Source organism: Pedobacter petrophilus, assembly GCF_009674725.1.
Taxonomy (GTDB): Bacteria; Bacteroidota; Bacteroidia; order Sphingobacteriales; family Sphingobacteriaceae; genus Pedobacter; species Pedobacter petrophilus.
Window position 1 is genome coordinate 14,817 of the sequence record NZ_WKKH01000031.1, and the last position, 16,672, is coordinate 31,488.

The window sequence follows — 16,672 nt, forward strand, 5'->3', positions numbered from 1 at the left end:
GCTACAGCTTAATGGCTTCCCTCCGAGTGTGGAAAAAAGAGCCATCGGGTGAGTGTAAGGATAAAAATAACTGTGGAAAACATAATGAAAAAGATTTTAAAACGCTGGTTGTGCTTGATGTTGCTTTTGGCAGTGGTGACAAATTACGCAAAGGGACAAAACGTTTAGCCGGGAAATGAAGTTGATTGATATGAAAATTAAACAGGAAAGTAGGATTGCCGGTATCAGAAAACGCTGGCAGAATGGTATTATAAAGCCGGAACGAGACAATATACAGGCTTTTAACTAAATTTACCTCAAAGGATATTTAAAACCCTGAAAAGAATTTGCATGGTTAACTCAGCGGTTAAATGACCATAGCCTGACCTGCTTAAATTAGGTTTGAATTTAATATTATCCGTTTATTTGCATAGTTTTCGGTGACCAATTATATTCCGGTTCTTATCTTCTGAACTAGAACAGCATCGATAATCAATAGACTGCTCCTACCCAGTGCATTAAAAATTGAATTACATGAACAGAAGTCCCCTATCGAGATTTTCGAACCATTCGGAAGACTATCAAAAATACAGACCACGCTATCCAGAATCGATCATTACCTACCTGGAGCAGAACATTGGCTTAAAAAGGGACCAACTCATTGCAGATATCGGTTCCGGAACAGGGATTTTTACAGAGTTGTTGTTGAAAAGCGATTATCAGGTTTCGGCAGTTGAACCAAACGAGCAAATGAGAAATCAGGCAGAAATTCGTTTAAAACAATATCCAAAGCTTGATCATGTAAGCGGAACGGCCGAGCAAACCAGTTTAACAGAAAATAGTGTCGATTTGATTACGGTGGCGCAGTCTTTTCACTGGTTCGATTTAGTGCAGACCAAAACAGAGTTTAAGCGAATCTTAAAACCTGGGGGGCATGTGCTTTTGATTTGGAACATTTTGCAGCAAAAAAGTCAGTTTTTAAAAGCTTACCAGGCATTAAAAGACCAGTATACCGACAGAAAACCATACGTTGAAAAGTTGGAAACCATTCGTATAGAAAACTTCCTGGGGCCAGCAAAAATTGTGCGGCAGGAGATTTACCACAGTCGCTTGTTAAATAAAGATGAACTTTTAGGATATTTCAGGTCATCGAGCTACTCTCCCATTCAAGGTGAACCTGGTTATGAAAACCTGGTCGCAGAAATTGATCAGATTTTTGATGAGCATCAGCAAAACGGTTTCGTTAAACTCGAATATGATGCAAAGTTATATTTCTCTTCATTTACCTAAAGAAACAGGAATCAATTCAGACCCCTAAATAATGACAGGGTTTGAGTTTTTTTAGGCTTTAAAACATCATCTTAAATTAACCCGTTATTTGTTGCATTCCAATTTTAGTATATTTATCGGATGAATGCGTTTCACCTGACCGATATTTATATTTACCCGATTAAATCGCTTGGCGGCATTAGATTAGAAGAAGCCATGCTGGAAGAAAAAGGCCTGCAATACGACAGGCGATGGATGTTGGTTGATCAGGAAGGAACATTTATTACACAACGAAAGCACCACCAACTCTCTTTGCTCCAGGTTCGTATTGAGGAGGATCACTTATCAGTTGGCCACAAGGAAGACGAAGAATTAAAAATTTCTTTCAAGCTCGCCGAAAATACCGGAGAAAGTATAGAAGTAACCGTTTGGGATGATACATCTGTAGGGTCAGAGGTAAGCAAAACGGTGAGCCACTGGTTTTCAGATTATCTTCAGTTCGATGTGAAACTGGTTCGGATGTCTGACGAAGAAAAGATTTACGTCGATCCGAGGTATGCCGCGAATGGCGAAATCAAAAGTTTTTCAGATGGTTATCCTTGTCTCATTATTGGTCAGTCATCACTTGATGGATTAAATGAAAAACTAGATGAACCGGTACAGATGAACCGTTTCAGGCCAAACTTTGTATTTTCGGGTGGAGAAGCACATGTTGAAGACCGCTTTAAAAACTTTCGACTGGGAAATGTGTTATTCTCCGCAGTAAAGCCTTGTGCCAGATGTGTTTTAATTACTATTGATCAGGAAACCGGGATAAAAGGTTTGGAGCCATTAAGAACCTTAGCCACTTACCGGACGCAAAATAAAAAAATCATGTTTGGCCAAAATCTCCTTCATGTGGGAGCAGGACTAATTAAAGTCGGCGATGAAATGAATATACAAGACTGGAAGTCAATAGGTTAAATAAGACACTTTAATGTTGATAATTATTTATAATCATTCTAAATAATTATTAGCAATTTTGGTTTGTATCCGGGATATTGAATAGTACCAGAAGTGCTGAATTAAATAACTGTTTTATGGGCTTAAATGCGATCTTTATTGGATTCGCGATAAGCAATAAAACTAAAACCAATTAACGGCCTCGCTGTTTAAGGCTTTGAAATTTGTTGGAAGGATGCGGGCAATCACAACAACGCCCAAATTAATTTGATAAAAGAGGTTAAAAAACCTTGAACCACATATATAAATGAGCTTAACGAAGCATAAATAATGAATAACTTTAACCAGGAGTTTCCTAAATTTTTAAAAAACTTTGAACAAAATCTTAAACACCTCTTTCAGGAAAAACATGATATCGATCAGTTAAGCCTGCAGAGAGGACTTCCACCAGAATTGCTTAAAGAGATTATGGATCATGTTCCATTATCAGTAGCAGTTCCTTCGGCTTTTGGCGGCAGAGGATGTAAGGTTAAAGAGTGTCTCGGCATTCTTTCGGCCGCTTCGTACGAATCATTATCACTTTCCTTAACTTTCGGCATTAACATCGCACTGTTTTTAGAACCTGTAGCCAAATACGGTAATGAGGAAATTAAACAGGGAATTTTTGATCGGTTCTTACAAGAACAAAATATGGGCGGGCTAATGATTACCGAACCTAATTTTGGCAGCGATGCACTTAACATGCGAACCACCAATGTGGCTACAGAAAGCGGCTACAAAATTAAAGGAACTAAACATTGGCAGGGCCTTACCGGAATGGCCAATTACTGGATTGTTGCGACAAGAAACGAAGGTAATGATGGTTCGTTATCAAGAGATATCGATTTTTTTGTTTGTGATGATACGAAAGCAGATCAAAAGATCACCGTGGAAGAGTATTATGATAATGCCGGATTATACCTGATCCCTTATGGCCTTAATCAGCTGGATTTAACGGTTCCGAAAAACCAGAAACTTCAGCCGGAAACTACCGGAATTAAAATGATGCTGGATATCCTTCACAGAAGCAGGATGCAATTTCCAGGTATGGGAATGGGTTTTATCAAGCGTATGCTGGATGAAGCTTACAGCCAGTGCCACAATAGAAAAGTAGGGGTTGGCAATTTGCTTGGGATGGATAATGTTAAGTTCCAGATTTCGAGATTACAGGCAGCCTATACCATTTGTTCGGCCATGTGTGCGAAAAGCTCTTCCATTAGTGGGATAGAAAATAATCTTGCAACTGAAGGTCTGGAGGCCAACACAATGAAAACCGTGGTGACCGACTTAATGCAGGAAGCAGCACAATTATTGGTTCAACTTTCAGGTGCAAAAGGCTACCGCACCAGCCATATCGGCGGGAGGGGAATTATGGATAGCCGTCCTTTTCAGATCTTTGAAGGCTCAAACGAAATGCTTTACGCACAAATTGGCGAGATGATTATCAAAGCCATGAAAAAGCAAAAGCAGCCGCAACTCTACCAATATCTGAAAGATTTTCCGCTCACGGCGAAAGCTAGTGATCACTTCAGAGATGGCCTTTCCTTTAATCCAGACGAACAATTGGCGCAAAGAAAGCTGGTTGATCTTGGAAGAATCGTAGCCAGAATTATCTGCGTAGGTTACGTAATTGAACTTGGTGAAAAAGGCTTTAGAAAAGAACTGGTAGAAAATTGCATCACCATGTTACAACAAGAAGTTGCCAGCTTAATTACTTCCCTCCGGTTTAATAACTCGGTTATTGAAGTAACTGACTATCACGTGGATAGTTTATGGCTTGATTTCGCATAAAACAGATTAACTTAATTAGATTTTTGAACACCCCATCATCCGGATACCTGATTATAGAATGAAAACTTCGTAATCGACAGGTCGCCCGATGTTGGGGTATTTTATATCCGGCCGATCGAGTCCTTTCTCAGCCGATCGTATTAGCTTCACTATGTCAAAATCAGACCTGATGAGTTTTGCGAATTCAGATTTCAACCCATAATATTAATACCTCCTGATCCAATAAGATTAAGAATTATTGACATAATGCGCCCAATGCAGGATAGATCAGGATGGGATAACAAAATAAATGTTTTAATCTCGTGATTGCAATTAACCAAATATATTCATCAAGCTAAAAAACACAAATATCGGTCATTTAAGCTCAGTTATTACGGAATAAGTATAGCTAAAGATGCGCTATCAAGCCTTAAAACAATCAAATAACCAAACCAAATTTTCCAGACTTCGCAAATCAGGGCCAGACACCTTTTATCACAAATAACTTACAATTAAAAAAGAGGTCTCCTTGAGCAGCAATTTGTCTATAAACCAAATATAAAAATGTCTACCAGATACAAGCAATGAAATCGACTTGATCAGGTCTGAATTTCCAGACTGGCTTAAAACAACTGATCTTTTCAATATTAGAATTTTGCCGTGTGCAAAGACTCTGATTTTACTAACTAAATATTTCTAATCAATAATTAAAAACTATGTATTTTAATTTACATTCTAAATCACTTCATCTACGAAATGCATCTGGCGGTAAAAAATTCCTGATTATGGGAATCTCTGCCCTTTCGTTGATGATGGCGAGCACGTCTGTTAGCGCAGCCTTCACCTTTAAAAACGAACATCCCTTCATCGAAAAAAGAACAAATAATTTTGACGAAACTGTAAAAGGGAAAATCACCGATGATAAAGGCGAAACACTGGTAGGTGTAATTGTTAAAGTAAAAAACACAACTATAGTTACCACAACAGATGCCAATGGCGCATTTTCGATTACCATTCCTACAGGAACAGCTAATCCGGTTTTGGTGGTTTCTTATGTGGGTTATACCACACAGGAGGTTGCTGTGAACGGACGTGCAAGTATCACCATCCAGATTAAAAGCGCCATTAACGACCTGGAAGAAGTGGTAGTGGTCGGGTACAATACCGTAAAAAAGAGCGATTTAACAGGATCAGTAGTAAGTGTGGGTGCAGCGGAAATCAGATCTAGACCAGTTACCAATGCGTTGCAAGCCATTCAAGGTAAGGCGGCCGGTGTGGATGTTACCTCAAACGAGCGCCCGGGACAAATAGGAAGTATCTTAATTCGTGGTGTACGCTCTTTAGGTGCAAGTAATTCTCCCTTATATGTAGTGGATGGGATTCCATTACAGGCGGGCGGGATCGATGCCATTAACCCAAATGACATTGAGAACATCGATATCTTAAAAGATGCATCAGCTACTGCTATTTACGGTTCACGTGGCGCAAATGGTGTGGTTTTAATTACGACCAAAAAAGGTAAAACAGGAAGATTAACCATGGACTATGTTGGAACGGCTACCATTGAAACGTTAGAAGACAGGAATGAAATGATGAATTCTGGTCAATACATTGAGTTTCGCCGTGATGCTTATCGACGTACGGCATATTTAAATACCATTAATAAAACAAACGTTGTGCCGATATATCCATATCCCATTATTGCCACGCAAGCTGCAGATAGAGAGATTTTCAAACAAGATCCAAATATGCTTGCAAATCTGGATCAGGGATGGTCGAATGGCGTATTTGATGGCAGTTTGGTACCTACAACTGACTGGGGCGATTTAGTAACCAGAACAGGCATTACGCAAGATCATGTTTTAAGCGTAAGTGGCGGTACTGATAAAATTAAAGCTTACGGCTCATTTGGTTATCTAAATCAAAAAGGCACGCAATTGGGTCAGGATTTTGAAAGATACAGTGGAAAACTAAGCGTTGAACTTAATCCGGTAAAATGGTTTAAAATGGGGCTTAATTTAACGGCGACCTATGGTTTACAAAATTATGGCTTTCAGGCAGCAAGTGCTTCTGGTGCTGGCGACATTTACACAGCTGCTCGCGGAATGCTTCCTTTGGCTATCCCATTTGATGCAAACGGTAATCGAATTAATTTGCCGGGTGGCGATATCAACATTCAAAATCCAGTACTTGAAGCAGATTATAATATTAACTTACGTAAAACACTGAGAACTTTAGGTTCTGCCTTTGCCGAAGTGAACCTGCTTAAAGGATTAAAATACCGCATAAACTTCGGTCCCGATTTTTCTAATTTCTACAATGGAAGGTATCAGGATGCGCGTTCGGTAAACCGTGATGCCGGGATCCCAGGATCAAACAACAACTTTGCACAACTGGATCAAAGCAATAGGTTTGCTTATACCCTTGACCATTTATTATACTACGATAAAACACTCGGCAAACATAATTTTGGGGTAACCTTATTACAAAGTTCCTCCTCTTTCAGAAATGAATCATCATCGATGAGGGGAAGCAGAATTAACCTGGCTGCACCATTGTGGTACGGATTAGGAGGCGCAAATATTACTGCACTAGATGCCTTTGACACAAACCTGAGAGAATCTACACTAAATTCTTATATGGCGAGAATAAATTATAGCTTTAATAACAAGTATTTGCTAACTGCTTCCGGCCGTTGGGATGGTGCCTCACAATTAGCTGCTGGTAATAAGTGGGATTTTTTTCCATCTGCTGCTTTCGCGTGGCGAATAGACCAGGAAGACTTCATGAAAGACATCAAGTGGGTAAATTCACTTAAAGCGAGGTTAGGCGTTGGTAGTACAGGAAATTCATCTGTAGATATTGGCAGTACATTAGGGCTTCTACAGCCACTTACTTATACCTTTGGCAGCGCTGCACAAGTGGGCTATGTCGCCTCTGATGCGTCTTTGGCAAATCCAATTTCGTTCCCAAACAAATTGTTAAGCTGGGAGAAAACCTTACAATATAACTTAGGTATTGATTTTAGTTTATTGGCCGGAAGAATCAGCGGTTCCTTAGATCTCTATAAATCTAACACTACAGATTTAATTTTGCTTAAGGACATCAATATTATCAATGGCTACCCAACATCGTATGATAACATAGGCGAAACAAAAAATAAAGGACTAGACCTGACTTTGAGTACCGTTAACGTTAAAACAAAAGATTTCACCTGGGAATCTACCTTGAATTTCTCCACCAGTAAAGATGAAATTGTTAAACTTAACGGTGGTGATATGGTTACAAATCGTTTCTTTATTGGACAAAGAAATGGCGTTGCTTATGACTTTGTAAAAGATGGCATCTGGCAGAACACGCCTGAAGATTTAGCTGAGATTGCAAAATTTAAAACCAATGGTGTAAACTTCAATCCCGGAGATATTAAAGTTAGAGATTTAAACGGCGATTACAGAATTGATGCCAATAACGACCGTCAGGTAATTGGTCATTACAATCCAAGCTGGACTGGTGGATTAACCAACACTTTTGGCTACAAAAATTTCGACTTATCCATCTTCATCGTAGCAAGATATAACTTCCTGATCGAAACCGGTGCAGAAGCATTGCAAGGTCGTTTTGCCCAACGGGTGTTGGATTACTGGACCCCTACAAATCCGACCAACAATTATCCCGCGCCAAATTATGCAAGTGCTGCAGGCGATCAATATAAAAGTTCGATGAACTACCAGGACGGATCTTTTATCAAAATCAGAAACATTTCTCTGGGCTACAATTTTGCAGAAAACATGGCTAAAAAATTAACACTATCCAGATTAAGGGTTTACGCACAAGCCATTAATCCAGGTTTAATCTATTCAAATATTAAATGGATCGATCCGGATTTAGGCGGTTCTACTTTTAACAGAGGTGTTGTATTTGGAATTAACGCAAGCTTTTAACATTCACGCTGATCGTGAAGTAATTATCATTCAATTTTAAATACTTCAGGCAGTTCAAATAATATTGAGATGAAAAAAATTATAAATTTAATATCAGGCGTAGCTTTACTAGGCGGCTTAATGGTTCTACCTACTTCCTGTAAGAAAAGCTTCCTCGATGAAGAAGTGATCAACGCCCGTAATACGTCCGATTTTACCACCACGCTTGGCCTCAACGACCTGGCGGTGGGGATGTATCAAAGTCTAAAATTTCACTTTAATTATACCTGGGCTTATACCAGCACCAATTACGGTGTTGATGAATTTACGGTAGGCGGTGATCGGACTGAGCAAATGTGGAACTCTTACGACGGAACCTTAAACTCATTTAATGCTGATGTTAGAGCCGTTTTCGATAACATGTATACCAACATTAATTCAGCAAACATTCTAATCAAAAATGTACCCATCTATTATGAAGGAGCCGATAAAAATGCCCGCTTAGGCGAAGGTTATTTTATGCGTGCCTTCGATTACTTTAAGTTAGTGAAACAATATGGTGGAGTTCCGTTACAACTAGAATCTTTAGAAGTAATTAAAGAAGAATTTACCAGAAATTCAGCAAAAGAAGTATATGATCAGGTAATTAAAGATTTTACACAAGCTTATGATCTGTTACCCACTACCCCAAGTCAACCCGGTAGAATTACCAAATGGGCAGCCGCTCACTTCTTAGCTAAAGCGTATTTATTTCGTGCAAGCGAACTTTATAATGACTGGAATAGTGACACCAAAACTGCAGATCTTCAAAATGCAGTGAAATATGCTGACCTGGTGATTAATAGCGGAGCGCACACTTTAGCTGCTAACTACAGTGATCTTTGGAATTTTACTACGGTAGACGGACCAAACGAAAACAACAGGGAGGTAATCTTATCGGCACAGTTTTCTAACAACACCGCAACACAGGGCCGTTACGCAAACCAAGTACATTTATATTATCCTTCCATATATCAAACACTTCCCGGTATGGTGCGTGATATTGCTGGTGGACGTGAATTCCAGAGATTGAAAACTACAGATTATGCAATTGATGTTTATGACCGTGTAAACGATTCGAGATTCTGGAAAAGTTTTAAAACGCGTTATATTGCAAATAATGCAAACAACCTGCCTAAATGGACTGCTGCTAATGCGCCTACGCCAGCTCAGGTAAACCAAAATAAATTTACTGTTGGCCAGGAATCAATCCTATACATTGTTAATGACGCTGGCGACAACAGATACACGGGTACCAACATTGGCTTAAGAGCGCCAAGTATGTTTGTAAGGTATTTTGCCGGACAGCCGCAAAGCTATTTAAACGCTCATGGAAATTATGGTGTGAGTCAATATGTGGCTTTATCAAAATTTATAGATGGTTCCAGAAACTTAGTGGCTTCACAATTTGGTCAACGTGATGGGATCTTGGCAAGATTAGGCGAAACTTATTTGATTGCTGCCGAAGCTGCCGGAAGACAAGGTTTATATGGTCAGGCAATTGCCTATCTAAACAAAGTTCGCGATCGTGCTGCTTATAAAGACGGGGAGGATCGTTCTTCTTACGTTGATGGTGGAATATCTTATAAAACCAATCCTGCGGTGACTAATCCTAATGTTTCCTATTCAGATAGAAATACTTATTTCGAATCGAATAATTTACCAGTTACTACTACGAGTACGCTAACGCCAATGCACTTGAACAGCGAAGCTGATATCTTTAATTCAAATAAAGATTTCTATGATAAAATCGGTGCGGTATCTCAAGCTGATAAATTCAATGCTTTCATCTTAAATGAGCGCTCAAGAGAGTTAATGGGCGAGTTAATGAGGTGGGAAGATCTTGCCCGTACTAAGACATTAATTGCAAGAACAGCAGCTTTTAACGGCGAGGCTAAACCTCAGGAAAACAAACATTATTTGAGACCATTACCTCAATCTTTTCTTGATGTAATTAAAATAAATGGCGCTGCTTTATCTCCTGCACAAAAACAGGCCATGCAGAATCCAAACTGGTAAACTCAAAGGTAATTTTTTCAAAGCGCAATTGGTCGAAAGCCAGTTGCGCTTTTTGTTTTAATAATAATTTTCACTTCCATTTTTTCAATCGATTGAAACGATCGTTAATTTCTTTTGTAACAGATCTATGGCATATTTTGCAGGATGGAACAGGATGGCTTTACAGTTAATAAACGGTAAAATCGTAGAAGTATCTAGCCAAATATCCTTCAATAACTATCATTTTTCGGCATTGGCGAAATTAAAAGATCTGCTATCATTTTACGCGGATCATTTTTTATGCATAACGAAGTTGTTCATGCACTAATACATCAAACCAAATGCTAATTATCTTAAAATATACATCTTATCCAAATTGCTAAATGAAAATGCTCAAATTCTTTCTTCTATTATTTTGCGGTCTGATGGCAAGCTATACCCAGGCACAAACGGATAACCCGGTTCGTAAAATATACAACTTTAATCCCGGGTGGAAGTTATTTGTTGGCGATCAGCAAGGTGCAGAATCGGGTGAATTTGATGATTCAAAATGGAAGTCAATTACCCTTCCGCATGCCTGGAATGAAGATGAAGCATTTAAAAAATCAATTGAACAATTGTCTACCGGCATCGCCTGGTACCGCAAACATTTTAAAGTTACAGATGTGCAAGACCGGAAAATTTTCCTGGAATTTGAAGGCATCAGACAAGCTGGAGAGTTTTACCTGAATGGAAAATTCATCGGCAGGCATGAAAACGGTGTTACCGCTTTCGGATTCGATATCAGTAGTTTAATCGACCCTGAAAAAGATAATGTTCTCGCCGTTAGAATCGACAATGCCTGGAACTATAAAGAAAAGGCAACAAACTCCGGCTATCAATGGAGTGATAAAAATTTCAATGCAAATTATGGTGGCATCTCAAAAAACGTCCGTTTGCACGTAACCGGAAAGCTTTACCAAACCTTGCCGCTAAATGCAATTTTAAAAACAACCGGTAATTACATCTATGCCAAAAATTTCAATATTACGGGTAAAAGTGCTGCAATTGTATCCGAATCGGAAGTTAAAAATGAAACCTCCGCGGCTCAAAATGTTAAATATGAAGTCGAAATTAAAGATGCTGATGGGAAAGTGATCAAAACATTTAGTTCCGCAGTACAAAACATTCCGGCAGGCGGCACAACGACACTCAAGGCCGAATCATTGGTTAACGGACTCAACTTCTGGAGCTGGGGATACGGCTATCTGTATACCGTAACTTCACGCTTGCAGGTAAATGAAAAAGTTGTTGATGAGCTGGCGACGAAAACCGGTTTCAGAAAAGGTGAATTCAAAAATGGCATGGTTTATTTGAACGACCGTGTATTAATGATGAAAGGATATGCACAACGTACCAGTAATGAGTGGCCAGCCATCGGTTTATCAGTACCCGCCTGGTTAAGCGATTACAGCAACGGACTGATGGTGGAAAGCAATGCGAATTTGGTACGATGGATGCATATTTCACCCTGGAAACAGGATGTAGAATCGTGCGACAGAGTAGGTTTAATTCAGGCGATGCCCGCCGGTGATGCTGAAAAAGATGTAACAGGCGTACGCTGGGATCAGCGGAAAGCTGTGATGACGGATGCTATTATCTACAATAGAAATAATCCAAGTATACTTTTTTATGAGTGTGGAAACGAATCCATCAGCGCTGCACACATGGAAGAAATGAAAGCCATCCGGGATCAGTTTGATCTGCATGGCGGAAGAGCCATAGGTTCAAGGGAAATGCTGGATATTCCTGCGGCAGAGTATGGCGGCGAAATGTTATACATTAATAAAAGTGCAACCAAACCGCTATGGTCTATGGAATATGCCAGAGATGAAGGATTGAGAAAATACTGGGATGAGTTCTCCCCTCCTTTTCATAAAGACGGTGCTGGGCCACTTTATAAAGGAGCCGATGCAAGCGTTTATAATCGGAATCAGGATACACATGCCATTGAAAACGTAATCCGATGGAACGAATATTATAAAGAAAGACCAGGAACCGGAACCCGCGTGAGCTCGGGCGGCGTAAATATTATTTTTTCTGATTCAAATACCCATTATCGTGGTGAAGAAAACTACCGCCGCAGTGGTGAAGTAGATGCGATGAGAATCCCTAAAGATGCTTTTTTCGCCCATCAGGTAATGTGGAATGGCTGGGTGGATGCAAAAAAGACAGGTATTCATATCATCGGTCACTGGAATTACAATGCGGGGACAAAAAAGAATATTTATGTAGTGGCTTCTGGAGATAAAACTGAACTATTCTTAAATGGAAAGTCGCTCGGTTTCGGCATCAAAAGCGATGGATTCCTTTACACCTTTAAAGATGTGGCTTATCAGGCAGGAATGCTAAAAGCGATTTCTTATGATTCTAAAAACAACAAACTGGCAAAGATGCAAATCAAAACTTCGGGCCAGCCAGTTGCATTAAAACTCACTCCAATCCAAAACCCTACTGGTTTTAAGGCAGACGGTGCGGACCTGGCGCTGGTACAAGTAGAAGTAGTTGATGCCATGGGAGCGCGTTGTCCTATTGCTTTAAATATGATTAATTTCGAAATTACCGGCCCGGGTGAGTGGCGCGGTGGTATTGCGCAAGGGCCGGATAATTACATATTATCTAAACAACTGCCAGTAGAGGGTGGCGTAAACCGGGTGCTGATCAGATCAACTACAAATGCAGGAAAAATCAACATCACCGCGAAGGCCGATGGATTGCAGCAGGCAGCGATTGTCTTGGAAACATTACCGGTTCGGGTTTTAAACGGATTATCTACTCAACTCCCGGCAGATGGTTTAAAGCCGGGCTTAAAACGAGGCGCTACACCTGCCGAACAGACTTACCAGGTGACTAGAAAAGCGGTAAAAATTGTGAATGCTACGGCTGGTGCCAATGGCGATAAAACCAGATTTAGCTATGATGATAACGAATTAAGCGACTGGGTTAACGATGGAAACATCAATACTGCCTGGATTAAATATGAACTGGAAAAAGCCAGCACGGTTACACAGGTGGAACTCAAAGTGAATGGCTTCAGAACTAAAATATACCCCATCCGGATTTTGGTTGATGGCAGGGAAGTTTTCAAGGGAAATACCGTACCTGGTTTAGGTTATTTTACGGCCATTTGTAAGCCAACAAAAGGTAAAACGGTAACGGTACAGTTGTTAAATTCGGGCGAAGCTACCGCTGAAAGCGAAAAAATTGGGGTAGAAGTGAATGGCAAAAAATTAGATGATGGTATTGAAAGGGCCGAAACAAAATCCAAAGGTGGCTTAAGTATCATCGAAGCAGAAATTTACGAATCTAAATAACAGTACAAATTGAATACTATTTATCCATAGTTATGACCAATCATATTAAACTTGCTGTTGTATTACTGCTCTGCTTTGGAACAGCAAATAGCAGTTTTGCTCAAAATAAAGCAGATCTTAAAATCAACTTCGACCGTAAAATTGGCACAATGAAACCCATTTGGGCATGGTTTGGCTACGACGAACCGAATTATACCTATATGAAGGACGGGCAGAAACTATTAACTGATCTTTCTCGATTAAGTCCTGTGCCGGTTTACGTACGGACGCATAATTTGTTAACTTCCGGCGATGGTACACCGGCGCTGAAATGGGGTTCAACAAATGCCTATACAGAAGATGCAAATGGCAATCCGGTTTACAACTGGACCATCGTTGACCGGATTTTCGACACCTACGTAAAACGTGGAATGAAACCTTTGGCACAAATCGGCTTTATGCCAGAAGCTTTATCCATCAAGCCCCAACCCTATCAGCACAAATGGAAGCCGGGTACTCGTTATGAGGAAATTTTAACAGGCTGGGCTTATCCTCCAAAAGATTACAAAAAATGGGGGAACCTGGTATACGAGTGGGTAAAACATTGCGTTGCAAGATACGGCCAAAAAGAAGTAGAAAGCTGGTATTGGGAGGTTTGGAATGAAGCTGATGGTGCTTATTGGAAAGGTACGCAGGCAGAGTTTTTCAAATTATATGACTACGCAGCCGATGGCTTGAAAAGGGCATTACCCGGCGCAAAAATCGGCGGTGCAAATGTAACCGGAGGTGGAAGCAAATACCTGGATGCTTTTCTAAAACACTGCCTCACAGATACCAATTACGTCACCGGCAAAATCGGTTCTCCGTTAGATGCTGTTTTGTTTCATGCGAAGGGTTCGCCCAAAGTGGTAAACAATGTGGTGGTAATGAACCTTCGCACCGAACTCCGCAATGTAGAATCGAACTATAAAGTCATCAACAAATATCCTCAACTCAAAAACATTCCGGTAATCATTGGTGAATTTGATCCGGAAGGTTGTGCCGCCTGTGGCATGTCTACCAACCCGGAAAATGCCTACCGTAATGGCACCATGTATTCGAGTTATACGGCTGCATCTTTTGCAAGGCTTTACGAATTGACAGATCTATATAAAATCAATCTGTTAGGCGCCGTGAGCTGGTCGTTCGAATTTGAGAACCAGCCCTGGTTTGCAGGATTCAGAGATCTGGCAACAAATGGCATTAACAAACCCGTTTTGAATGTCTTCAAAATGTTAGGCATGATGAAGGGTAACAGGGTGAAAGTAGAAAGCAGCCACATGTATTCACTAAAAACGGTATTAGATTCCAGCATTAGAAAAGCCACTCCAGATGTCGGCGTAATTGCGGCAACTGATCAACAAACGGCCACTGTTCTGGTTTGGAATTACCATGATGAAGACAAAAAAGGACCTGTGGATTCGGTTTCTGTATATCTGACTGGCTTAAACAAAAAAACGGTAACAGTTACCCAATACCGCATTGATGATGAATACAGTAATTCTTATGAGGCCTGGAAAAAAATGGGATCGCCAAAGATGCCAACTGCAGTTCAGATCTCACAACTGGCAAAATCGAGCGATTTAAAAACCATCGGCAAACCTGTAAAACATAACAGTGGCGATGGTCCGTTTAAATTCGCATTACCCAGACAAGGCGTTTCCCTATTGAGTATAAAATGAAAAGTGAAAGAATAAATTTGATTTACAAAAATACCTTCGCCGCCTGCCCGATGCTTTTTGCCATGCTGTTTCTTTTTACCGAAAATGCATTTGCGCAGAACATCAATATTAAAAACGATTCTTTCTGGAATACACAGGATGGTCAGCCGGTTAACAGCCAGGGCGGTGGGATTTTCAAGTTCGAAGACCCAAAAACAGGCATCAAAAAGTACTATTGGTATGGCGTTCATTATGCAGAGGCTGATCTTTATCGAAATGATCCGTCAGTTACGCAACCGAATGCTACTTTTGAATCGGTAACCTGCTATAGCGCTACCGACCTTATCAACTGGAAAAAAGAAGGCAATGTGCTTACAAAAGCAGAGACTAATAAATCTGGAAAAACCTGGGTTGGCCGTTTAGGTGTAGCCTATGTTAAGGAACTAAACAAATATGCCATGTTTGTTCAGCACGGCAACCAGGTGCTCATCACCGTATCCGATTCGCCTGCCGGCCCCTTTGCCTGGCACCAGCGGATTAATATGGAGCCCATGATTGGCACTTCAAATACCGGAGATCAAACCGTTTTTACAGATGAAGATACCGGCAAATCTTATCTGGTATATTCCTACGGCAGGGGACGAAACAAAATTTATGTTTCAGAAATCGGTGTAAAGGCTGGAAAGGTAGACCTGCTGGATTGCAAACAAATTTTTCAGGGCGAAAGCCGGGAAGGAAATTGCATGTTCAAATACCAGGGAAAATATTACATGTACGCATCAAATATTTATGGCTGGGATGGCTCCTTGGCTTATTATTTAGTAGCTGATGATGTACGCGGCCCTTTCCTTCCAACAAATAAAATGCTGGTAACCAATGGAAGTGAGGCAGACTATGCACACATCTCTCAAACCGGATTTTTTGTAAATGTAAAAGGAACGGAAACCGAAACGGTAATTTATTGTGGCGATCGCTGGTCTGACTTTGCTGGAAATGGCCTGGGCTACAACCAGTGGTGTCCGCTTTCCTTTAATGGTTCAACGCCATATTTTAATTCGCTTCATTCATGGAACTTAAATGCCATTACCGGAAAATGGACAGTCGCTGCCAATAATAATTATGTTAAAAACGGCAGTTTTGAAGCCGATCGGAAACGGATTCCAAGTGTGATAAAACCGGTACAAACCACCTTAACTGGTTGGGAAACAAAAATTACAAAAGGCAATCAGGTTAGTTTAGATAGTACTTCATCACCAGATTTAAACCATTTTAATACCATACTTGAAAGAAAAATAGTAGTCGGCGAAAAAAGTTTAAACATCAGTGATCAGATTGCGTTTGAACGCAAAGTTTCGCAGGTTATCTCTTCCTCTCCTTATGTTAAGTTACCGGATGGTAATTACACCTTTACGGCCAAAATAAAAAACAGCAAAGGCTTCAAAGTCTTGGCAATGTATGCTTTAAGTGGAAATAAGCAAGCGAAATACCCCATCACAGGTGAAAATAAGGAATGGAAAACCATTTCAACCAAGATTACCGTTAAAGGAGGCAAGGTTGAAATTGGATTTATCGCCAGTGGAGAAGCCAATGCTTTTTGCCTGGTTGATGATGTATCCCTGGTGAAAATGAAATAGTAAATTTGAAATGAATAGTAAATACACTGAATGACTTATTGTAAATCTCA

The 16,672-nt window shown here is 40.2% G+C and carries 9 protein-coding genes; all 9 read left to right on the forward strand.

Annotated features, from left to right (window positions below; all coding sequences use genetic code 11):
• The first annotated feature begins 26 nt into the window (after nt 1–26).
• The 9 genes from GJU39_RS23430 to GJU39_RS17005 all read left to right on the forward strand — a co-directional run bounded on the left by GJU39_RS23430 (nt 27) and on the right by GJU39_RS17005 (nt 16,622).
• Entirely contained in the window at nt 27–179 is a 153-nt protein-coding gene (locus GJU39_RS23430) for a hypothetical protein (protein WP_167515709.1), read from the forward strand.
• A 334-nt stretch (nt 180–513) separates the two neighbouring features.
• Nucleotides 514–1,269, forward strand: coding sequence for a class I SAM-dependent methyltransferase (locus tag GJU39_RS16970; RefSeq protein WP_154282194.1), 756 nt, complete (start codon nt 514–516; stop codon nt 1,267–1,269).
• Between the two features lie 120 nt (nt 1,270–1,389).
• Complete coding sequence (locus GJU39_RS16975) at nt 1,390–2,211, forward strand: MOSC domain-containing protein (protein WP_154282195.1); 822 nt, start codon at nt 1,390–1,392, stop codon at nt 2,209–2,211.
• Nucleotides 2,212–2,520: 309 nt separating this feature from the next.
• Entirely contained in the window at nt 2,521–4,020 is a 1,500-nt protein-coding gene (locus GJU39_RS16980; RefSeq protein ID WP_154282196.1) for an acyl-CoA dehydrogenase family protein, read from the forward strand.
• A gap of 695 nt (nt 4,021–4,715) precedes the next feature.
• The gene (locus GJU39_RS16985; protein WP_154282197.1) at nt 4,716–7,940 is read left to right on the forward strand and encodes a SusC/RagA family TonB-linked outer membrane protein; all 3,225 of its coding nucleotides are present in this window, start codon (nt 4,716–4,718) and stop codon (nt 7,938–7,940) included.
• Nucleotides 7,941–8,009: 69 nt separating this feature from the next.
• Nucleotides 8,010–9,977, forward strand: coding sequence for a RagB/SusD family nutrient uptake outer membrane protein (locus GJU39_RS16990; protein WP_154282198.1), 1,968 nt, complete (start codon nt 8,010–8,012; stop codon nt 9,975–9,977).
• A gap of 368 nt (nt 9,978–10,345) precedes the next feature.
• Entirely contained in the window at nt 10,346–13,309 is a 2,964-nt protein-coding gene (locus tag GJU39_RS16995; protein ID WP_245227980.1) for a glycoside hydrolase family 2 protein, read from the forward strand.
• Nucleotides 13,310–13,341: 32 nt separating this feature from the next.
• Entirely contained in the window at nt 13,342–15,009 is a 1,668-nt protein-coding gene (locus tag GJU39_RS17000; RefSeq protein ID WP_154282200.1) for a GH39 family glycosyl hydrolase, read from the forward strand.
• Nucleotides 15,006–16,622, forward strand: coding sequence for a family 43 glycosylhydrolase (locus GJU39_RS17005; protein WP_209437669.1), 1,617 nt, complete (start codon nt 15,006–15,008; stop codon nt 16,620–16,622). Before GJU39_RS17000 ends, GJU39_RS17005 begins: the two co-directional genes overlap by 4 nt.
• The last annotated feature ends 50 nt before the right edge of the window (nt 16,623–16,672 follow it).